The sequence below is a fragment of the Janibacter zhangyanbonis genome, assembly GCF_050507325.1.
Taxonomy (GTDB): domain Bacteria; phylum Actinomycetota; class Actinomycetes; order Actinomycetales; family Dermatophilaceae; genus Janibacter.
Map to the genome: position 1 here is coordinate 1,886,174 of NZ_CP191481.1, position 19,286 is coordinate 1,905,459.

16 protein-coding genes are annotated in these 19,286 nt (G+C 71.9%); 3 read left to right on the plus strand and 13 right to left on the minus strand.

Annotated elements, in window-relative coordinates:
• Window positions 1–25: 25 nt before the first annotated feature.
• The 5 genes from ACQBJO_RS09220 to rpsA form a co-directional block, all read right to left on the minus strand.
• Window positions 26–1,015, minus strand: a complete 990-nt coding sequence (locus ACQBJO_RS09220) for a TerC family protein (RefSeq protein ID WP_255186346.1) — start codon at window positions 1,013–1,015, stop codon at window positions 26–28.
• A gap of 244 nt (window positions 1,016–1,259) precedes the next feature.
• Complete coding sequence (gene uvrB, locus ACQBJO_RS09225) at window positions 1,260–3,353, minus strand: excinuclease ABC subunit UvrB (protein ID WP_421008361.1); 2,094 nt, start codon at window positions 3,351–3,353, stop codon at window positions 1,260–1,262.
• A gap of 33 nt (window positions 3,354–3,386) precedes the next feature.
• A complete protein-coding gene (locus tag ACQBJO_RS09230) occupies window positions 3,387–3,740 on the minus strand; it encodes a hypothetical protein (protein ID WP_421008362.1) in 354 nt (117 codons plus the stop codon).
• Complete coding sequence (gene coaE, locus ACQBJO_RS09235) at window positions 3,740–4,948, minus strand: dephospho-CoA kinase (protein WP_421008363.1); 1,209 nt, start codon at window positions 4,946–4,948, stop codon at window positions 3,740–3,742. Before coaE ends, ACQBJO_RS09230 begins: the two co-directional genes overlap by 1 nt.
• Before the next feature lie 83 nt (window positions 4,949–5,031).
• Window positions 5,032–6,519: a 30S ribosomal protein S1 gene (rpsA, locus tag ACQBJO_RS09240; protein ID WP_255183522.1), complete on the minus strand. Its 1,488-nt coding sequence runs from the start codon at window positions 6,517–6,519 to the stop codon at window positions 5,032–5,034.
• A gap of 150 nt (window positions 6,520–6,669) precedes the next feature.
• Here rpsA and ACQBJO_RS09245 point away from each other — a divergent pair, with 150 nt between their 5' ends.
• Entirely contained in the window at window positions 6,670–7,509 is an 840-nt protein-coding gene (locus tag ACQBJO_RS09245) for a class I SAM-dependent methyltransferase (RefSeq protein ID WP_421008364.1), read from the plus strand.
• 76 nt (window positions 7,510–7,585) lie between these two features.
• Here the strand turns inward: ACQBJO_RS09245 and ACQBJO_RS09250 are convergent, their stop codons facing one another.
• The 4 genes from ACQBJO_RS09250 to ACQBJO_RS09265 form a co-directional block, all read right to left on the minus strand.
• Entirely contained in the window at window positions 7,586–8,629 is a 1,044-nt protein-coding gene (locus tag ACQBJO_RS09250; RefSeq protein ID WP_421008365.1) for a DUF3068 domain-containing protein, read from the minus strand.
• Between the two features lie 76 nt (window positions 8,630–8,705).
• Window positions 8,706–9,275 (minus strand): HAD-IIIA family hydrolase, encoded by a 570-nt coding sequence (locus ACQBJO_RS09255; RefSeq protein ID WP_421008366.1) that lies wholly within the window; start codon window positions 9,273–9,275, stop codon window positions 8,706–8,708.
• A 29-nt stretch (window positions 9,276–9,304) separates the two neighbouring features.
• On the minus strand, window positions 9,305–9,913 hold the full coding sequence (locus tag ACQBJO_RS09260; RefSeq protein ID WP_421008367.1) for a D-sedoheptulose-7-phosphate isomerase: 609 nt from the start codon (window positions 9,911–9,913) through the stop codon (window positions 9,305–9,307).
• Window positions 9,910–10,953: a GHMP kinase gene (locus ACQBJO_RS09265; RefSeq protein ID WP_255183527.1), complete on the minus strand. Its 1,044-nt coding sequence runs from the start codon at window positions 10,951–10,953 to the stop codon at window positions 9,910–9,912. Before ACQBJO_RS09265 ends, ACQBJO_RS09260 begins: the two co-directional genes overlap by 4 nt.
• An 81-nt stretch (window positions 10,954–11,034) precedes the next feature.
• On the opposite strand from ACQBJO_RS09265, the gene ACQBJO_RS09270 reads away from it, so the two are divergent.
• Window positions 11,035–12,222, plus strand: coding sequence for an acyltransferase family protein (locus ACQBJO_RS09270; RefSeq protein WP_421008368.1), 1,188 nt, complete (start codon window positions 11,035–11,037; stop codon window positions 12,220–12,222).
• Here ACQBJO_RS09270 and ACQBJO_RS09275 read toward each other — a convergent pair.
• From ACQBJO_RS09275 to ACQBJO_RS09285, 3 genes are read right to left on the minus strand one after another with little or no spacing between them, the layout of a single operon-like run.
• Window positions 12,113–16,147: an alpha-(1->3)-arabinofuranosyltransferase domain-containing protein gene (locus ACQBJO_RS09275; protein WP_421008369.1), complete on the minus strand. Its 4,035-nt coding sequence runs from the start codon at window positions 16,145–16,147 to the stop codon at window positions 12,113–12,115. The genes ACQBJO_RS09270 and ACQBJO_RS09275 overlap by 110 nt on opposite strands.
• A complete protein-coding gene (locus tag ACQBJO_RS09280) occupies window positions 16,114–16,836 on the minus strand; it encodes a class I SAM-dependent methyltransferase (RefSeq protein WP_421008370.1) in 723 nt (240 codons plus the stop codon). Before ACQBJO_RS09280 ends, ACQBJO_RS09275 begins: the two co-directional genes overlap by 34 nt.
• Before the next feature lie 13 nt (window positions 16,837–16,849).
• Window positions 16,850–17,677, minus strand: a complete 828-nt coding sequence (locus ACQBJO_RS09285) for a class I SAM-dependent methyltransferase (protein ID WP_421008371.1) — start codon at window positions 17,675–17,677, stop codon at window positions 16,850–16,852.
• A gap of 99 nt (window positions 17,678–17,776) precedes the next feature.
• Between ACQBJO_RS09285 and ACQBJO_RS09290 the strand changes: the two genes are divergently transcribed.
• Window positions 17,777–19,009: a glycosyltransferase family 4 protein gene (locus tag ACQBJO_RS09290; protein ID WP_421008372.1), complete on the plus strand. Its 1,233-nt coding sequence runs from the start codon at window positions 17,777–17,779 to the stop codon at window positions 19,007–19,009.
• Between the two features lie 81 nt (window positions 19,010–19,090).
• Here ACQBJO_RS09290 and ACQBJO_RS09295 read toward each other — a convergent pair whose 3' ends face one another.
• Entirely contained in the window at window positions 19,091–19,243 is a 153-nt protein-coding gene (locus tag ACQBJO_RS09295) for a hypothetical protein (RefSeq protein WP_255183533.1), read from the minus strand.
• Window positions 19,244–19,286 lie beyond the last annotated feature (43 nt).

The window sequence follows — 19,286 nt, forward strand, 5'->3', positions numbered from 1 at the left end:
GACCACCCCCCTTCGCACCTGCGGATCAGTGACCCGAGTCGATGCCCTCCTTGGCGTCCTTGTTGGACTTCCAGAGGCTGGCGACGGTCGTGACACCGAGGATGACGACGATCGCGCCGAGGGAGAAGACGGTCGAGATCTCCGGGACGGAGACGTGCTCACCGCCGTTGATGAAGGGCAGGTTGTTCTCGTGAAGGGCGTGCAGGATGAGCTTGACGCCGATGAAGGCGAGCAGCACCGACAGGCCCAGGCTCATGTAGACCAGCTTCTTCAGCAGGCCACCGATGAGGAAGTAGAGCTGCCGCAGACCCATGAGGGCGAAGAGGTTGGCCGTCAGGACGATGTAGGGCTCCTTGGTCAGGCCGTAGATCGCCGGGATGGAGTCGAGCGCGAAGAGCAGGTCGGTCATGCCGAGGGCGATGACGACGATGAAGATCGGGGTGGCGACGCGCTTGCCGTTCTCCTTCGTGAAGAGGCGCGAGGACCACTCGGTCGTGCTCGGCACGGTGCGCTGGAACCACTTGATGATCGCATTGGGCTCCCAGTCCTCCTCCTCGTCATGACTCTCCGTCGCCAAGTTGTAGGCGGTGTAGATGAGGAAGAGGCCGAAGATGTAGAAGACCCAGGCGAACTGGTTGATGGCCGCGGCGCCGACGAAGATGAAGATCGTCCGCAGCACGATGGCGATGATGATGCCCCACAGCAGCGCGGTCTGCTGGAAGCGGCCCGGCACTCCGAACTTCGCCATGATGATGATGAAGATGAAGAGGTTGTCGATCGAGAGCGAGTACTCGGTCAACCACCCGGCGAAGAACTCCGTCCCGCGGTCACCGCCCTCGAGGAACCACAGGGCGATGCCGAAGAGGACCGCAGCCGCGACGTAGATCCCGAGGACGACCGAGACCTCCTTGGTGGAGGGCACGTGGGGCCGGCGGGCGACCATGATGACGTCGAAGGTGAGGACGACGGCGGCGACGGCGAGCGTGAGCAGCCACGCCCACGTCGGCACGTCCATCGTGCCGCCGCTCATGATCGCGGGTTGGAGGGTGGAGATGGTGGTCAAGGCGAACCTTCCGGACAGGGGTCAGTCGTCCGGAGGTCTCTCCCACCCTGGTGGGCCGGTGCCCCGGGCCGGAGACCGGCCGTGTTGACGAGACACCGCTCGGGGATACTCCCCTCCGCTGGCTTCTCGAAGTCTCTCACGTCACACGCCCCGGTGCGGGGACGCGTCGGCGACCGGACCGCCTCGGGGTCCCCAATCAGCGGGTGGCGGCGGTCATCTGCCGCAGCTCCTTCTTGAGGTCCCCGATCTCGTCGCGCAGGCGCGCCGCGAGCTCGAAGTGCAGGTCCGTCGCCGCCTGGTGCATCTGGTCGGTGAGCTCCTGGATGAGCCGGGCCAGCTCGCCCGCCGGGAGGTCCCGATCACGCCGGGCGGTCGACTCGTCGGGTGCCGCGGCGAGCTTGCCGCCCTTGCCCCGGCTCTGGCTGCGGCCCGAGCCGAGCAGCGCGTCGGTGTCGGCGTCCTCGCGCTGGAGCATGTCGGTGATGTCGGCGATCTTCTTGCGCAGGGGCTGCGGGTCGACCCCGTGCTCGCGGTTGTAGGCGATCTGCTTGTCGCGTCGACGCTGGGTCTCGTCGAGCGCCTCCTGCATCGACGGGGTGATCTTGTCGGCGTACATGTGCACCTGGCCGGAGACATTGCGCGCCGCGCGACCGATCGTCTGGATGAGCGACCGGGCGCTGCGCAGGAAGCCCTCCTTGTCGGCGTCGAGGATGCTCACGAGCGAGACCTCGGGCAGGTCGAGCCCCTCGCGCAGGAGGTTGATGCCGACGAGGACGTCGAACTCGCCGAGCCGCAGCTCGCGCAGCAGCTCGACGCGCCGCAGGGTGTCGATGTCGGAGTGCAGATAGCGCACCCGCACGCCCTTGTCGAGCAGGTAGTCGGTGAGGTCCTCCGCCATCTTCTTCGTCAGGGTCGTCACGAGAGCCCGCTCGTCGCGCTCCGCACGGGCGCGGATCTCGTGGAGCAGGTCGTCGATCTGGCCCTTGGTCGGCTTGAGGACCACCTCGGGGTCGACGAGACCCGTCGGGCGGATCACCTGCTCGACGTGCCCGTCGGACTTGGCCATCTCGTAGTCGCCCGGCGTCGCCGAGAGGTAGACCGTCTGCCCGATGCGCTCGAGGAACTCCTCCCAGGTGAGCGGACGGTTGTCCATCGCGCTGGGGAGCCGGAAGCCGTGCTCGACGAGGGTGCGCTTGCGCGAGGCGTCGCCCTCGTACATCGCGCCGATCTGGGGCACCGTCTGGTGCGACTCGTCGATGACGAGCAGGAAGTCCTCGGGGAAGTAGTCGAGCAGGCAGTTGGGTGCCGAGCCGGGCGAGCGCCCGTCGATGTGCATCGAGTAGTTCTCGATCCCCGCGCAGCTGCCGACCTGACGCATCATCTCGATGTCATAGGTCGTGCGCATGCGCAGGCGCTGCGCCTCGAGCATCTTGCCCTGGCGCTCGAGGGTGGCCAGCTGCTCCTCGAGCTCGCGCTCGATGCCGGAGATCGCCCGCTCCATGCGCTCGGGCCCGGCGACGTAGTGCGTGGCGGGGAAGACGTGGACGGTCTGCTCCTCGCGCACGACCTCGCCGGTCAGCGGGTGCAGCGTGTGGATCGCCTCGATCTCGTCGCCGAAGAACTCGATCCGCACGGCGAGCTCCTCGTAGACCGGGATGATCTCCACCGTGTCGCCGCGCACGCGGAAGGTGCCGCGGGTGAAGGCGAGGTCGTTGCGCGTGTACTGCATGGTGACGAACTGCCGCAGCAGCTCGTCGCGGTCGATCTCGTCGCCGACGCGCAGGTTGACCATCCGGTCGACGTACTCCTGCGGGGTGCCCAGGCCGTAGATGCACGAGACCGAGGCGACGACGACCACGTCGCGCCGGGTGAGCAGGCTGTTGGTCGCGCTGTGCCGCAGCCGCTCGACCTCCTCGTTGATCGAGCTGTCCTTCTCGATGTAGGTGTCGGTCTGCGGGACGTAGGCCTCGGGCTGGAAGTAGTCGTAGTAGCTGACGAAGTACTCGACGGCGTTGTTGGGCAGCAGCTCGCGGAACTCGTTGGCCAGCTGGGCGGCCAGTGTCTTGTTGGGCGCCATGACGAGGGTCGGCCGCTGCACCTCCTCGATGAGCCAGGCCGTCGTCGCGGACTTGCCGGTGCCCGTGGCACCGAGCAGCACGATGTCCTGCTCCCCCGCGCGCACCCGCCGGGCGAGCTCGGCGATCGCCGTCGGCTGGTCACCGGCGGGCTCGTACTCGGAGATGACCTCGAAGGGAGCCACCGTGCGTTGCAGATCGGTCACCGGGCGCATGACGACAACGGTAGGCCACACCCCCGACAGCGGTCAGAAGTCGACGGGGTGCTCCGGCACGCCGTCCCTGGCATCACCGCTGCGGATCGTGCGCCAGTGACCGCCAGGACCGCGGCGCAGGGTCCAGGTCCCGAGGTGCGCCACGGGCGCCAGCGCGGCGACGAGCGCCCGCACGGCGTCCTCAGCCTCGTCGTCCTCCCGGGCGTCGTGGCTGCCGGTCACGAGGAAGCGCAGGTGGATCTGCGGCTGGCCCCGCACGAGCTCGACGGAGCGGTCCTCGACCCGGTGCCCCACGGCGAGCAGCTCCTCCGCCCGCGGCAGCAGGTCCTCCGGCGCGTAACCCGGCACCACGCCGTGCACGTCGATCGCCACCCGGTACGAGGGCATCAGCGCCCCTCCGGGGTCCACCCGGTCTCGCGCGCCCAGACCTCGAGCCGCTCGTGGATCCCGTCGAACCACGGCTCCTTGGCCTCGGCGTAGTCCTCCATCGACAGCCGCCGCGCCTCGACCCCCCGCTTGACCGCGGCGTACTCCTCGCGCGCAGCCGGCTCGGTGCGCAGCCAGTCGCGGAAGAGCAGGGCCCACCGCCAGCCCGGAGAGCCCACCTCACGCACATGCAGGTGCACCGCGACGCCCGGGTCGCAGTTGCCGTGGAATCTCTTGGGCCACTCCTGCGGCGTCTGCCCGTCGACCCGGGGGGTGTCCGCCAGGTAGCCCTCGACGCGCGGGTAGCCGGCCGCGGTGAGCGCCTCGACGAAGCCCGGCTCGTCGGCCTCGGCGAGCGAGGTGACCCCGACCTGCAGGTCGAGGACGTCCTTGGCCACGAGCCCCGGCACGGCCGTCGAGCCGATGTGGTCCAGGGTCGCGGCCCGGTCACCGAGGGCGTGGCCGATGCGGGCCAGGTGGCGGGCCGCCTGCTCCGGCCACGTCGGGTCCGGCTCGGAGAGGCTGATCACCGGCTCGCGCTCGCGACGGCGGCCCGCCGCGAGGTTGTCGGCGAAGGGGGTCAGCCTCGCCTCCCAGAGCCGGTCCACCTGGGCGGCCAGCTCCTCGGGGGTCCCGTTGTTGTCGAGGAGCACGTCGGCGGCGGCTCGTCGCTGGGCATCCGTGGCCTGCGCCGCGATGCGAGAGCGGGCCTCGTCCTGCGGCATCCCGCGCAGCTCGACGAGGCGCTGCAGACGCACCTGCTCGTCGGTGTCGACGACGACGACGAGGTGGTACTCCCCCGCCATCTGCTTCTCGACGAGCAGCGGCATGTCGTGGACGCCGATGGCACTGCCATCGGCCTCGGCGGCAGCGAAGCGCTCGGCGGTACGCCGCCAGATCGCCGGGTGGGTGATGCCCTCGAGGTCGGCGAGAGCCTGCGGGTCACCGAAGACGACCCGGCCGAGCGCCGGGCGGTCCAGGGCACCGTCGGCGGTGAAGACCGCCTCGCCGAAGCGCTCGCGGATCTGCTCCAGCGCCGGCTCCCCCGGCTCGACGACCTCGCGGGCGATCTTGTCGGCGTCGACGACGACCGCCCCGAGCTCGGCGAGCCTCGCGGAGACCGTCGACTTGCCCGAGCCGATCCCGCCTGTCAGTCCGATGCGCAGCATGTGCCCGATCCTAGGCACGTCCACCGACGACGAAGGGCGCCGCACCAGATGGTGCGACGCCCTTCGTCAGGAGTGCTCTCGGGTCAGTTGCCCGTGAGCTTCTCGCGGAGCGCGGCCAGAGCCTCGTCGGAGGCCAGCGTGCCCTCGGTCGCCGGCGCGGACGAACCGGCGCTGGGGGCGGGGGTGCTGTCCGAGCTGTAGGACGTGGCGACGGACTCGCCAGCGCCCTCGGCGGCAGCGGCGTCGTCGGCCGCGGCCTTCTCGATCTGGGCGCGGTGCGCCTCCCAGCGGGCGTGGGCCTCGGCGTACTGCTTCTCCCAGGCCTCGCGCTGCGTGTCGTAGCCCTCGAGCCACTCGTTGGTCTCCGGGTCGAAGCCCTCGGGGTACTTGTAGTTGCCCTGCTCGTCGTACTCGGCGGCCATGCCGTAGAGCGTCGGGTCGAACTCGGTGAGGTTGGCACCGTCCTCGTTGGCCTGCTTGAGGCTGAGGGAGATGCGACGACGCTCGAGGTCGATGTCGATGACCTTGACGAAGATCTCCTGGCCGACGTTGACGACCTGCTCCGGCAGCTCCACGTGGCGCTCGGCCAGCTCGGAGATGTGGACCAGACCCTCGATGCCGTCCTCGACGCGCACGAAGGCACCGAAGGGGACGAGCTTGGTGACCTTGCCCGGGACGACCTGACCGATCGCGTGGGTCCGGGCGAAGTGCTGCCACGGGTCCTCCTGCGTCGCCTTGAGCGACAGGGAGACACGCTCGCGGTCCATGTCGACGTCCAGGACCTCGACGGTGACCTCGTCGCCGACCTCGACGACCTCGGACGGGTGGTCGATGTGCTTCCAGGACAGCTCGGAGACGTGGACGAGACCGTCGACGCCACCCAGGTCCACGAAGGCACCGAAGTTGACGATCGAGGAGACGACGCCGGAGCGGACCTGCCCCTTCTGGAGCTCCTTGAGGAAGGTCGTGCGGACCTCGGACTGGGTCTGCTCGAGCCAGGCACGGCGCGACAGGACCACGTTGTTGCGGTTCTTGTCGAGCTCGATGATCTTGGCCTCGATCTCCTTGCCCACGTAGGGCTGGAGGTCGCGGACGCGGCGCATCTCCACGAGGGAGGCGGGGAGGAAGCCACGCAGGCCGATGTCGAGGATGAGGCCACCCTTGACGACCTCGATGACGGTGCCGGTGACGACGCCGTCCTCCTCCTTGATCTTCTCGATGGTGCCCCAGGCGCGCTCGTACTGCGCACGCTTCTTGGACAGGATGAGTCGGCCTTCCTTGTCCTCCTTCTGGAGGACGAGGGCCTCGACGCTGTCACCGACGGTGACGATCTCCGAGGGGTCGACGTCGTGCTTGATGCTCAGCTCGCGCGAGGGGATGACACCCTCGGTCTTGTAGCCGATGTCGAGGAGCACCTCGTCGCGGTCCACCTTGACGATGTGACCCTCGACGATGTCGCCGTCGTTGAAGTCCTTGATCGTGGCGTCGATCGCGGCGAGAAGATCTTCCTCAGAGCCGATGTCGTTGACGGCGATCTGAGGGGCGGTCGTGTCGACCGTGCTGGCAGTCATGTAGTAGGAACTCCGATTGTGGACAGTTGATCTCGTGTGGACCGGGTGCGGAAGCGCCCGGGGCGCCCGGGTGGGCACACAAAGTGCTTCTCCATCGTAGTGCTTCCCTGCCGAAGGGAGCAAAAGCGCCCGTGGGCTAGCGTCGCGACCATGGATCAGGGCATCGAAGAGGGCCACGCGACCGGACCGGACGCCGTCCACCGGCGCGACAGCGCCCAGTCCGAGACCGTCGACGCCAACCGCGCCTGGTGGGACCGCGAGGCCGACGACTACCTCGCCGAGCACGGCGACTTCCTCGGCGACGCCGATCTCGTGTGGGGCCCCGAGGGCTGGTCCGAGGACGACCTGCACGTCCTCGGCCCACCCGGCTCGCTCGCCGGCCGCGCCGTCCTCGAGTTCGGCGGTGGCGGTGGTCAGGGCGCCAGGTGGTGCGCCGCACACGGCGCCCGGGTCGTCTCGACCGACCTCTCCGGCGGCATGCTCGCCACGGCCGCCCGGCTCAGTGCCCGCTCCCCCGGCCCGGCGCCCCTGCTCGCCCAGGCCGACGCGACCCGCCTGCCCTTCGCCGACGCCTCCTTCGACGTCGTCTTCTCGGCCTACGGCGCCACCCCCTTCGTCGCCGACTCCGCCGGGCTCATGGTCGAGCTGGCCCGCGTCCTGCGCCCGGGGGGCCGGCTGGCCTTCTCCACGTCGCACCCGATCCGCTGGGCCTTCCCCGACGTCCCGGGGCAGGCGGGCCTGACAGCCACCGGCTCCTACTTCGACGAGACGCCCTACGTGGAGTCCACGCAGGGGCGGGCGAGCTACGTCGAGCACCACCGCACGACGGGCCACCGCATCGCCGAGATCGTCGATGCCGGACTCGTCCTCGACGCCCTGCTCGAGCCGGAGTGGCCGCCGGACAACACGCAGACCTGGGGCGGCTGGTCACCGTTGCGCGGGGCGCACCTGCCCGGGACCGCGATCTTCGTCGCCCACCGGCCGGGCTGACCGGGACGACGAACGAGGCCGGCCACCACCCGAGCGGGTGGTGGCCGGCCTCGTCACGGGACCAGCTGCGTGGTCGTCAGCTGCCGTGGATGTCGCTGCGGCGGACCGTCGTCTCGTCGGGGTCCGAGGGGCCGAAGACCGGGTCCGGACGGTTGTCGACGTAGGCGGGCTGCTCGTCGAGGTCGCGGCGCCGACCGATGAGGATCGACAGGATGAGGCCGGTGAGCAGGAGCAGCACGCCGAGGATGCCGAAGACGATCGGGAAGGTCGACTTGACCATGCCCAGGAGCGAGGACTTCGACTTGTAGTCCTCGACGTTCTTGTCGACGGTGTCCTTGGTGAACTTCGAGGTGGTCTCGAGGGCCGTCAGCGTCTTGCCGTTGTAGCGGAACTCCTGGTGCTGCTCCTCGACGCGGTCGATGACGACACCGGTCACCGGGTCCACCCAGAAGGTGCGCTTGTTGGAGTAGTAGCGGTCCGCCTCGACGGCACCGGAGCTGGCGGCCCCACCGAAGAGGTTGCCGGGCAGCTCACGGGTGGCGTACTTGGTCTCGGGGACCTCCTGGGTGAACTTGTAGACGTTCATCCCCTGCAGGTCCTCCTCACCCTCGAAGGTGACGGGGAAGGACTTGCCGACGGTGCTGTCCCACCAGTTGTAGGAGCCGTCCTTCTTCGTGTCGAAGGGGAACTTCACGAGCAGGCCGTCGCGCTTGACCTCCTCGCCGTTCTTGGACTCGCCGCAGCAGTTGACGGCCTCGCCCGTGTGGCGGTCGAAGACGTAGACCTCGGTGCTGCCGTCCATCGGGATGTTGTCGCCGTTGTTGTCGCTGATCTGACCGCTGTTCCACACGGCCAGGTCGCGCCCGGACTCCTCGGAGGCGTTCTCGGCCGCCTGCGGGTCACCGATGATGCGCGCGGTCGTCGTCAGCTCGCCCTCGGCGGGCTTGACGTTGTCGGCGTCGAAGAACTTCGCGTCCGGGTCCTGCACGATCTGCGTCGTGTTCTGGTCGTTGGGGACCACCGCGAGCTTGGGATATGCATAGAACCGGAAGAGCAGCCCCATGGTGAGAATGAATGCGCCGACGCCCATGATGATCGCCGGCAACAGGTACTTGCGCACGAGTTGACCCTCCTTGGCCCTATGAAACTTACCGGACAGTAGCACTTTGACAGCGTCGCAGCAGCCGGTCGACAGCCTAGGGGACGTGGCCTTCACCACGTCGCACGCCGCCCGCGGCCCGGCGCGCCCCACCCCGTGGCGCGAGGAGCGCGACGACGTCCGCGAGATCGCGCTGCGTCGTGACCCGCTCGGTCCGCATCCCGAGACCCCGCGCCGGCGTGAGGTCGCTCGGCATGTCACCGACCATGACGCACCGCTCGGGGTGGGCCCACGGGGCCGCCGCGAGGGCCGCGCGGAAGAGACCGTCGAGCGGCTTGCGGCAGGAGCAGACACCCGTGTCGTGCGGGCAGACGGCGATCGCGTCGACGCGTCCGCCCTCGGCGGCCAGCGCGTGAGAGAGACGCTCGTGGACCGCCTCGAGGTCGCTGCGGTCCATGAGCCCACGGGCCACACCCCGCTGGTTGGTCACCAGGACGGTCCGGCAGCCGGCCGCCGTGAGCGCCCCGACCGCCGCGGCCGCGCCCGGCAGCAGACGCAGCTCGTCGGGCCGGGTGACGTAGCCGTCGGGGATGCGCACGTTGATCGTGCCGTCACGGTCGAGCAGGACGAGGTCGAAGGGAGCGCCCTCCCCCGGCGGGTCGAGCACCGGCGGTCCGAACCACCACGGCTGGGGGGTCAGCGGGGCCCCTGCATCGACAGGTCGACCGCCTCGCACCACGCGTGCGCCCAGAGCATGTGGACCTCCTGGATGCGTGGCGTCTCGTCGCTGGGCACGACGAGCAGGTGGTCGGCGAGGTGCCCCTGCCCCGCGCCCTTCGCGCCGGTCATGAGGATCGTGCGCAGGCCGCGGGCCCGCGCCTCCTCCAGGGCCGCGACGACGTTGGGGCTCGTACCGGAGGTGGACATCGCGAGCAGGACGTCGCCCGGGCGGCCGAAGGCCTGCACGCCACGCAGGAAGACCTGGTCGAAGCCGTAGTCGTTGCCGATCGCGGTGAGCGAGGAGTGCGACTCCGCGAGGCTGATCGACGGCAGCGGGTGCCGGTCGTGGATGCACTTGCCGAGGAACTCCGCGGCGACGTGGCTGGCGATCGCGGCCGACCCGCCGTTGCCGGCGACGAGGAGCGTGCCCCCCGCAGCGAGGGCGTCGACGACGTCGCGCCCGGCAGCCTCGACGGCCTCACGCACCCCGGGTGCCGAGATCTCGCTGGCCAACCGGGCCCACGCCGCGATCCCCGCGTCGAGCTGCTGGGTGACGAGCGCGTGGCCCCCCTGCGTCGCTGTCATTGCTGGCCCTTCCAGGTCGTGACGCCGTGCTTGGTGAAGGTGAACTCGGAGACCGTCAGGCCCAGGCGGATCAGCTCGTCGGCGACGAGGTGGCGCTTCTCGAACTCGCAGATGAAGATCATGTGCCCGCCGCCACCGGCCCCGGTGACCTTGCCACCGAGGGCGCCGTGCGCGAGCGCGCTCTCGACCGCGTCGGCGATGAGCGGCGTGGTGATCCGCGAGGACATCCGCTGCTTCTCCTGCCATGCCTGGCCGAGGAGGTGACCGATCTCGTCGACCCGGCCGCGCAGCAGCGCCACCCGCATCGCGTCGGCGAGGTCTCGCTGCGCCCGCAGCCCCGCGATCGCGTCCGCGTTGCCCGTCTCGTAGCGGGAGACCTGGTCCTGGATGATGTGGTCGCTCACGCGGGTGCGCCCGGTGTAGGCGAGCAGCATGTTGTGCTCGAGCTCGTGGACGGTGTCCGGCCGCACCCGCAGCGGGTTGACGACGACCTGCCCGTCGGTGCGGAACTCCATGAAGTTGAAGCCGCCGAAGGCTGCCGCGTACTGGTCCTGGTAGCCGCCCGGGATCGCCAGGTCGTCGCGCTCGAGCCGGTACGCCAGCTCGGCGGTCTCGTGCGGGCCGAGGTCGAGGCCGCAGTGCCGGGCCACGAGCTGGATGACCGCGACCATGACCGCGCTCGAGCTGCCGAGGCCGGACCCGGGCGGGGCATTGGTGTGCAGGAAGAGGTCGAAGCCGTCGGAGGCCATGGCCCCGTCGAGCGCCATGATCCGGGCGATCGCGGCCTTGGGCAGGTCGAGCTCGCCGCCCAGCTCGAAGGGGGTGCCGACGTCGTAGCCGATGCTCGTGCCGTAGTCGTGCGACTCGACGGTGATGTGCCCGTCGGTGCGCGGCCGCAGCGTCGCGTAGGCATAGCTGCCGATCGTGGCGCTGAGGACCGCGCCGCCCTCGCGCTCGGTGAAGGGTGCGACGTCGGTGCCGCCGCCGGCGAAGCTCACCCGCAGGGGTGCGCGGGCGCGCAGCACGGGACGGAGCGTCATCCGAGGTCCTCTCGAGCAGGCAGAATGGGCGATCGTTACCGAATGGTAGGTGAAGGCATCGACACACGACAGGCTCCCCCGGTGAGCGGCACGTCACGCCTGCTCGGCCTCGACCTGCTCCGAGCGGTCGCGGCCTGGCTCGTCCTGCTCTCGCACGTCGCCTTCTGGACCGGCGCCGGCGAGCAGGGTGTGGTCGGCGGCCTCGCCGTGCGCGGCGAGCTCGGCGTGGCGGTCTTCTTCGCCCTCTCCGCCTTCCTGCTGTCGACCCCCTTCGTCCGACGTGCGCTCGGCGAGGAGGTCGACTGGTCGGCGCGGCGCTACCTCGTGCGGCGGGCGGCGCGCATCTACCCCGGGTACCTCCTCGCGCTCGTCGCCGTGGTCGCCGTCGCGATCTGGCTCGGCGGAGCCGCCGCGAGCGCCCTCGACCTGCCGACCGTCCTCGTGCACCTCGTCGTCGGGCAGGGCTGGACGGGGCGGACCTTCCAGTCCTTCACCCAGACGTGGAGCCTGACGAGCGAGCTGACCTTCTACCTCGCACTGCCCCTCGTCGCCGCCGTGATCGCGCCCGTGGTGCGCGGCGCCGCCCCCGCGACGGTCGCCCGTCGGCTCCTGGCGGTCTGCGCCGGCATCGCGGTCGCCGGGCTCGTGCTCCAGACGCTCGCCGCGGTGCCGGACGGCCGGTGGGGCGGCATCCTCGCGACGAGCGCGGCCGGTCACGCCACGTGGTTTGCCGTCGGCACCGCGGTCTCGGTCGTCGTGCAGGCGGAGCGGGCCGGGGTCGTGGTCACCCCGCGCCCGTGGCTCGAAGCCGTGCGGACCAGCCCGGGCACCCTCGTGCTCCTCGCCGCGGTGCTGTGGCTGGTCTCCTCGACGCCGGTCGCCGGACCCCGCGGGATCGAGCACTCCTCGCCCGCGCAGGCACTCGCGGCGGAGCTGCTCTACGGGCTCGTCGCCGGGTGCCTCCTGCTGGCGGGCACGACCCGAGGGCTCGCGGAGACGATCACCGGCTCACCGGTGGCCGGAGCCGCCCGGTGGCTCGGCGACATCTCCTACGGGGTCTTCCTGTGGCACGTGCTCGTGCTGCAGGTGACCTTCGCCCTGCTCGACCTGCGGCTCTTCGCGGCGCCCTTCGCCGCGACGCTGCTGCTCGTGACGGTCGTCAGCGTGGGTCTGGCGCACCTGTCGTGGTCCCTGCTGGAGCGTCCGGTGCTGCGTCGCGCGCACCGGACGACGGACGCACCAGCGCCGCAGCCAGCACCCCGAGCGTGACCGCGCCGAGGACCTGCGAGACGAGCGAGCCCGCCGACTGACGCTCGGCGACCCCGAGAACGGCCAGGGCGATACCCGCAGCACCGAGGACGAGGGCCACCGCCGTCGCTCGACGACGCACCGGCAGCACGGCGCCCACCGCACCGGCGAGCAGCCCCCACCAGCCGGCGACGAGCAGCCCGACGAGCGCGCCGAGCAGCACCCCGAGGACGAAGGGGGCCACCCCCGCCTCCGCGTCGGCGGCGACGTCGCCCAGCTCGGTGTCCACGTCTGCGTCCACGTCACGCACCGTGGCGTGGACGACTGCGGCCTCCCCGTCGGCGGTGGTCACCGCACCGGAGCGACGCCGCAACCACACCTCGAGCGCCCCCCAGAGCACGAGCAGGCCGGCGAGCAGGGCACCGATGCCCAGGGCCAGCCGGTGGTGGCCGTTGGGGACGAAGTCGACCGTGACCCCGACCGCTCCCCCGGCAGGGACGACGAAGGCCTGGCGCCATCCGTCGACGGTCACCGGCTCGAGGATGCTCCCGTCCTCGGTCGTCGCCCGCCAGCCCGCGTTGGCCCCCTGCGAGAGCACGAGCAGTCCCTCCCCGCCCCGGCCGACGTCGACCTGCCAGCGGCCGGTGTGCTCACGGGTGCTCGTCACGGTGCGGTCGGGCTCGGCGGCGGCGCGCTGCCAGCCCTGCGGCGTGAGGGTGACCATCTCGGGCACGAGCGGTCCGGCCGCGGCCGCGGTGACCGTGCCGCTGCCGGCCGGCAGGTTCCCGCACGACGTCGCCGGCACGGCCGCCCCGGAGACGAGCGCGGAGCGCGAGGCCGTGAGAGCCAAGCCGATACGACCGCTGTCGCGCCCGACGGCCCCGGCCTCGCTGCACTCGAGCGACACCCGCGACGCCGGGCCCGGCACGCCCTCGACAGTCACCTCGGGGCCCGACCACGCGGCCTGGGTCCGCGGCCGCGCGAAGGTCAGCGTGAGGTGTCGGGTGCTCTGCTGCGGGATCGTCAGGGTCGTGCCGCTCGGCAGCACGTAGCGCTCGTCGTCCGTCGCGACGGTCACGGGACCGGCGGCCCGGTCGAGGGTGATCGTGCTGACCGCTTGCTCCTGCCCGAGGTCGATGTCGAGCACGGGCTCCGCACCGGGTGCCGGGCGCCAGCGGGTGGCGGGGTCCCCGTCGACGGCCGCGACGGGCCACCGGGTGAGGTCCCGCGCCGCCTCGGCCGTCGCCGGCTGGGTGCTGCCGACGAGGCTCCACGGGGCCGTGACGAGGTCCTGCGCGTCGTCGCCCGGGCGCAGCCGGACCGTCGTCGAGATGCTCGACTCCGGCAGGTCGCCGACCTCACGGACGAGGTCCTGCGGGTCCTCCCCCGCCGCGAGGTCGGCGCCCGCCCGCGGGTCCCGGGTGATGAGCACCGGCCCGTCGCCGGCGGGCACGGTCAGCCCGGTCTCGATGCGCGGGCCGTCCTCGAGCTGCACCTCGCGGATGCCGAGTGGTGCCTGCGCGGCGGCCTCGGACGCCCGCGTGAGCTCGAGGGTGACCGTCCGGCGTTCGCGCCCGTCGAGCGGGATGCGCCAGGTCGTCGTGGAGCCGACCCGCACCCCGTCGCTGCCGTCGACCTCGACGGCAGCGAGACCGGCGAGGTCGCCGCCCCATGCCTCGTGGACGAGCAGGGCCGTCGGTCGCGCCCCCGGCGCCAGGGTGAGGGTCACCCGCTGGGTCCGGGCACCGTCGCCGCTCACCCACGCGGTGCGCGGGTCGCCGTCGACCATCGATGCGGGCCCGTCGCCGGCGCTGCGCCATTGCCGGGCGAAGGGGTCGGCTGCGCTCGACGAGACCACCACCCGGGTGATGCCGTCGTGGAAGCGCGTCGTGCGTCCCCGCTCCTGCCCACCGGGCTCGAGGTCGCGCGTGCCGAGGAGCTCGGGCCAGAGGTTGTCCGCCGCCAGGGTCGGGCTGTGCCCGGCGGCCGGCGGGCGGCCGGAGTTGAGCGCCTGCCAACGCAGCGTGTCGGTGCGCACGTCGGCGGACCCCCCGGCCGTCGTCGTGACCGCTGCGGGGTCGAGCAGCCCGGTGGCGACGAGCGCGAACCACGCCTCCGGCGCCCCGGCCACGCCCACGACGCCGCCCTGCGGCACGACGGACACCGGCGTTGCCGGCACGTCAAGGCGCCAGATGCTCACCTCCTCCGAGCCGTCACCACGCGACCAGACCCGGGTCAGGCCGGGTGATGCCGCGAGGGTGGCGGCGACGCTCTGGGAGTCGACGGCCCCCACGTCGGGGTCGAGACCACCCCGCACGACGACTCGCGAGATGCCGAGCCGGCGCAGTCCCGTCGCCAGCTGCGGCTGGCGCCTGCCGGTGGCCACGAGCTCGTCCACCTCGTCGAGCACGCGGGTGGCTGCGGGGTGACCGAGCGGCGCGGCGGCACGGGCCAGCACCGGCGACGCGGCGAGCGCCCCGAGGGGTTCGTCCGTCACCCGACCCCACGTGTAGTCCGCGGTGCGAGCGCCCGGCAGCACGAGGGTCGTCCCGCCGTCGCTGGCAGCCATCGTGTCGACCTCGCTCGCCGCGGCGCGCCAGGTCTGCGGCACGTCGGTCGGCGCCCAGGCATCTCCGACGCGGCCGGCCCACACGGGGGCGAGCGAGCCGACGAGGGCGAGGACCGTCGCCACGACGACGAGCTGTCGGACGAAGGGGGTGGCCCCCCGCTCCACGCGCGTCGCCCAGTGCGCGAGCAGCCCCACCCCGATCGCGACGGGCAGCCGGACCAGGAGGTCGGCCTTGTGGACGTTGCGGAAGGGCGCCAGCGGTCCGTCGAGCCACCGCTGCACGATCTCCGCGAGCGGGCCGGAGGCCGAGCCGGACCGTCCGACGGCCATGGCGACGACCCCGAGGAGGACGAGTGCCAGGGCCCACCGGGTGAGGTGCGCGCCCTCGCGCTCGGGGCGCCGCCGCACGAGCCCGGCGAGCCCCAGGCCGGCGAGCACCGACGTCGCGATGATCGCGTCGACGGACTGGGCGAGGACCCAGCCGGACTGCCAGGTCGGGTGCTCCCCCGCCGTGAGGATGTAGGCGATCCAGTGGTTGGCGCCGCGCAGCACATTGGTCACCGAGGCCACGGCGGTCGTCGTCGAGGCGACCTCGATGTGGTCGAGGAAAGGGTAGGAGTAGCGGCCGAGCACGAGCAGCGGCCCGAGCCACCACGCAGCCCCCGCTGCCGCACCCAGGCACCACCACGCGAGCGCGCGCACGCGGCGCCGCCCGGCGGGAGCGAGCAGCAGCCACATGGCTGCCGGCACGAGCGCGACGAGCGAGACGGTCGCGTTGACCCCGCCGAGGCACGCGGCGAGCAGCCCGGTGACCACGGCCATCCGACGCCGGTCACCGGCCGTCGTTCCGGGGGCGACCCCCTTCGCCGCCACGAGGAGCAACCACGGCGCGACCGCCTGCGGCCAGACCTCGACGGAGATCTCCGACAGGACGGTCAGTACCCGGGGCGACAGGGCGAAAGCGCCGCCGACGAGCAGCGCGGGGATCGTCGGCAGGCCCGCGAGACGCCGGGCCACCCGCTCCGCACCGACGAAGCCGACGACGAGCAGAAGCGTCCACCACACCCGCTGGACGGCCCAGCCGGGTGCGCCGACCGCGTCGCCGAGCAGGAAGACCGGCCCCATCGGGAAGAGGTAGCCGTAGGCCTGGTTCTGCAGCTCACCGATGCCGGTGTGGTCGTTCCACGCCCACAGGGCACGGCCGAGGTAGCGGGCCGGGGAGAGCACGAGGTCGGTCTTGGTGTCCGGCTGGAGCGTGCCCGGCGCGACGAGCCAGGGCAGGACGGCGACGAGCAGGGTCGCGGCGAGGCGCTGGATGCGTGACCTGACCGCCTCGACCGCGGTCATCGGCGACGCAGGACGAGCAGGAGGTTCCACGTGACGACCTCGCGCAGACCCGGCACCCGCAGGACGGCGGCGCAGCCGTCGGGCAGATACCGCGGCCGGGCCACGAGAACCTGCGCGTCCGCCCCCTTCGCCCAGTCCAGGCCCTGGCGCACGCTCACCCGATGGAGGGTCTCGCCGACGCGGTTCTTGGGCAGGTGCCCGTGCTTGCGCTCGTAGCGGCGGATCGCCCGCTCGCCGCCGAGCCAGTGCCACGGGGAGGTCTCGTGCCCACCCCACGGGGAGAGCCAGTTGGTGTACGACAGCAGGACGACACCACCGGGCCGGGTCACGCGCAGCATCTCGTCGGCCACGGCCTCCGGGTCCGGCACGTGCTCCCACATGTTGCTCGAGAAGACGACGTCGACGCTGCCGTCGGCCAGGGGCAGGCGCAGGGCGTCGCCGACGACTCCCCCGTCACGCACCGACGCGACCGAGGCGTCGTGGTCGACCGGGACGTAGCGCGCGCCCTCGGCACGGAAGGCGCGGGCGAACTCGCTCGGCCCGGCGCCGACGTCGAGGACGGTGCGGCCGGCGAGGTCGGTGTGCTCACGCAGCAGGGCGATCGAGTCGCTCGCGAGGGTCGAGTAGAAGACCTCCGGCTGCGTCTGCTCGAGGAGGAAGGCGCGGAAGAGGCGGACCGACCGGCGCAGCCCACGGCGCTGCATCGGGGCGGGGGTCATCGGCACCCCACCATCATGGACGACGCGCCAGAAGCTGCAGCGTGGGACGGCTGCGCGGTGCCACGACCCGCTGGCCGATGACGAGGGGCACGCTGGCCACCGCCGCCGCGAGCACGGACCTCGAGCCGAGGACACCTCGCGGGCGCTCGCCGGGGCGCACCGCCCGAGCGAGGCTCGCGGCGTCGACGCTCAGGCTGTCGAGCAGCAGACGGCGCACCTCGATGTCGACGAAGCCGGCCCGCTCGGCCGCCCGCGCCAGCGAGTCGGCGGTGAAGAAGCGGATGTGCGTCGGGTCCTCGAGCATCCACCAGGCGGCCCCGTAGCGGTCGACGCCGCTGCTGTCGCCGGCGGGCGTGATGAAGCTCGCTCGTCCGCCGGGGCGCAGCAGCTCCAGCGACGAGCGCAGCGCGGCGTGCGGGTCGGTGACGTGCTCGAGCACGTGGATGCCGTAGACGAGGTCCTGCTCGCCCGGCAGGTCGGTGACGTCCTCGATGCCGCCGGTGCGCAGGTCGCCCCGCGCCCGCACGAGCTCGTCGACCCCGATGCCGAGCTGGTCCGGGTCGACGCCGGCGACCTGTGCCCCGTCGTCGAGGAAGCGGCGCAGCATCGAGCCGGCACCGAAGCCCACCTCGAAGACCCGGCTCGGCACGCCGTCGCGCACGAGCTCGCGGTAGGTCAGGTCGAGCCGGATGCGGTCGAGGGTCGGCTCGCCGCCGTAGGCGAGGTCGCGGTGGTGCGCCGGGCAGCGCTCGAGGTCGCGCTCGAGGTGGCCGCAGCGCTCGCAGCGCTCGACGACGCAACCTCCGCGCAGCGCCTGCCCGCGCACGGGAGCGCCGCACATCTCACACCGGCGATCGGGGCCTACGCCTACCGTTGGGTAACTCACGGCGTTAGCCTATCCGTCGGCCCGTGACACCCACGCGGCCGGCAAGGAGCGATGATGACCCAGAGCACGACCACCCCGACGCAGCGGCTGCGGGTGCTCTACCTGTCCTGGCGTGACCGCGAGAACCCCGAGGCGGGTGGCGCCGAGACCTTCACCGAGCGCACCTCCGAGGTGCTCACCCAGCAGGGTCACGAGGTGACGATCTTCACCGCCGCCTTCGCCGGGTCGAGCCCGCGCACCCGGCACGGTGACGTCGACGTCGTGCGCCGCGGGTCGAAGTTCAGCGTCTACCTCCACGGCATGTGGCACGTGCTGCGCCACCGCGACGACTACGACGTCATCCTCGACGTGCAGAACGGCGTGCCCTTCTGGGCCCCGCTCGTCGCCGGCCGCACCCCGGTCGTCAACATCGTCCACCACGTCCACCGGGACCAGTGGGCCGCGGTCTTCGGGGCCAAGGTCGCCCGCCTGGGGTGGTTCCTCGAGTCCCGGGTCGCCCCCTTCGTCTATCGGCGCAGCCGCTACGTCACGGTCTCCAAGTCCACCCGCAGCGAGCTCGAGGACCTCGGCGTCGACCCCGGCCGCGTCGACCTCGTCTACTCCGGCAACGACCGCCCCTCCGACCTCGACGGTTATGCCCGGCTCGAGCGCACCGAGGTGCCGACGATGCTCTTCCTCGGGCGGCTCGTGCCCCACAAGCACGTCGAGCAGGCCGTCGACATCCTCGCCTCGCGGGCGATGACCCACCCCGACCTCGAGCTGCACGTCGTCGGCGGCGGCTACTGGGAGGACGCCATCGCCGAGCACGCGCGTGCCCGCGGCGTCGCCGACCGGGTCCACCTGCACGGCTTCGTCGAGGAGAGCCGCAAGCACGAGCTGCTCGCCCGCGCCTGGGTCGTCGTCATGCCCTCGCACAAGGAGGGCTGGGGCCTGACGATCGTCGAGGCCGGCCTGCACGGCACGCCCGCCGTCGCCTACGAGTTCGCCGGCGGCCCGAGCGAGTCGATCGTCCACGGCCGCACCGGCCTGCTCGCCGACTCGGTCAGCGAGTTCGAGGACCACGTCATCCGCCTCGTCGACGACCACGCGCTGCGCCGCGAGCTCGGCCGCACCGCACGGCTCTACGCGAGCTCCTTCGACTGGGGGCGCACCGGCCGACGTCTGGAGTCGGTGATCCGCTCGGTCCTCGGTCTCGCCGACCGCTACCAGGACGACGTCATCGACCTCGATGCCCTCATCTCCTCCCGCCCCGAGGGCACGGCGCGGCTGGCGGCCGTCGCCTCCTGAGGCTCCGGCCCTCCCCGGGCACGACGAAGGGGGCGTCCGCTCGGTCGAGCGGACGCCCCCTTCGTCGTGGGGCGGGATGCCTCAGCTGTTGTAGTTGATGACCTGCTGGTTCTCCTGCGGCATCGACTGACCGTTCTGCACCTGGACGATGCCGAAGATGGCCAGGGCCGCGAGGAGTGCGCCGAGCACGGTGCCGCCGACGTTGTAGGCGACCTTCTTGGAGCCGGTGTTCACTTCGAAGTCCTCCGTTGGCGGTGTGTGGTTCGCAGGCCACTCT

Excerpts from the sequence above, each read along its gene's own strand:
- ACQBJO_RS09260 (WP_421008367.1), bottom strand. The coding sequence starts at position 9,913 with ATGACAGCGACGCAGGGGGGCCACGCGCTCGTCACCCAGCAGCTCGAC.
- ACQBJO_RS09280 (WP_421008370.1), bottom strand. The coding sequence starts at position 16,836 with ATGACCCCCGCCCCGATGCAGCGCCGTGGGCTGCGCCGGTCGGTCCGC.
- ACQBJO_RS09220 (WP_255186346.1), bottom strand. The coding sequence starts at position 1,015 with ATGGACGTGCCGACGTGGGCGTGGCTGCTCACGCTCGCCGTCGCCGCC.
- ACQBJO_RS09230 (WP_421008362.1), bottom strand. The coding sequence starts at position 3,740 with ATGCCCTCGTACCGGGTGGCGATCGACGTGCACGGCGTGGTGCCGGGT.
- rpsA (WP_255183522.1), bottom strand. The coding sequence starts at position 6,519 with ATGACTGCCAGCACGGTCGACACGACCGCCCCTCAGATCGCCGTCAAC.
- ACQBJO_RS09265 (WP_255183527.1), bottom strand. The coding sequence starts at position 10,953 with ATGACGCTCCGTCCCGTGCTGCGCGCCCGCGCACCCCTGCGGGTGAGC.
- ACQBJO_RS09285 (WP_421008371.1), bottom strand. The coding sequence starts at position 17,677 with ATGTGCGGCGCTCCCGTGCGCGGGCAGGCGCTGCGCGGAGGTTGCGTC.
- uvrB (WP_421008361.1), bottom strand. The coding sequence starts at position 3,353 with ATGCGCCCGGTGACCGATCTGCAACGCACGGTGGCTCCCTTCGAGGTC.
- ACQBJO_RS09245 (WP_421008364.1), top strand. The coding sequence starts at position 6,670 with ATGGATCAGGGCATCGAAGAGGGCCACGCGACCGGACCGGACGCCGTC.
- coaE (WP_421008363.1), bottom strand. The coding sequence starts at position 4,948 with ATGCTGCGCATCGGACTGACAGGCGGGATCGGCTCGGGCAAGTCGACG.
- ACQBJO_RS09290 (WP_421008372.1), top strand. The coding sequence starts at position 17,777 with ATGACCCAGAGCACGACCACCCCGACGCAGCGGCTGCGGGTGCTCTAC.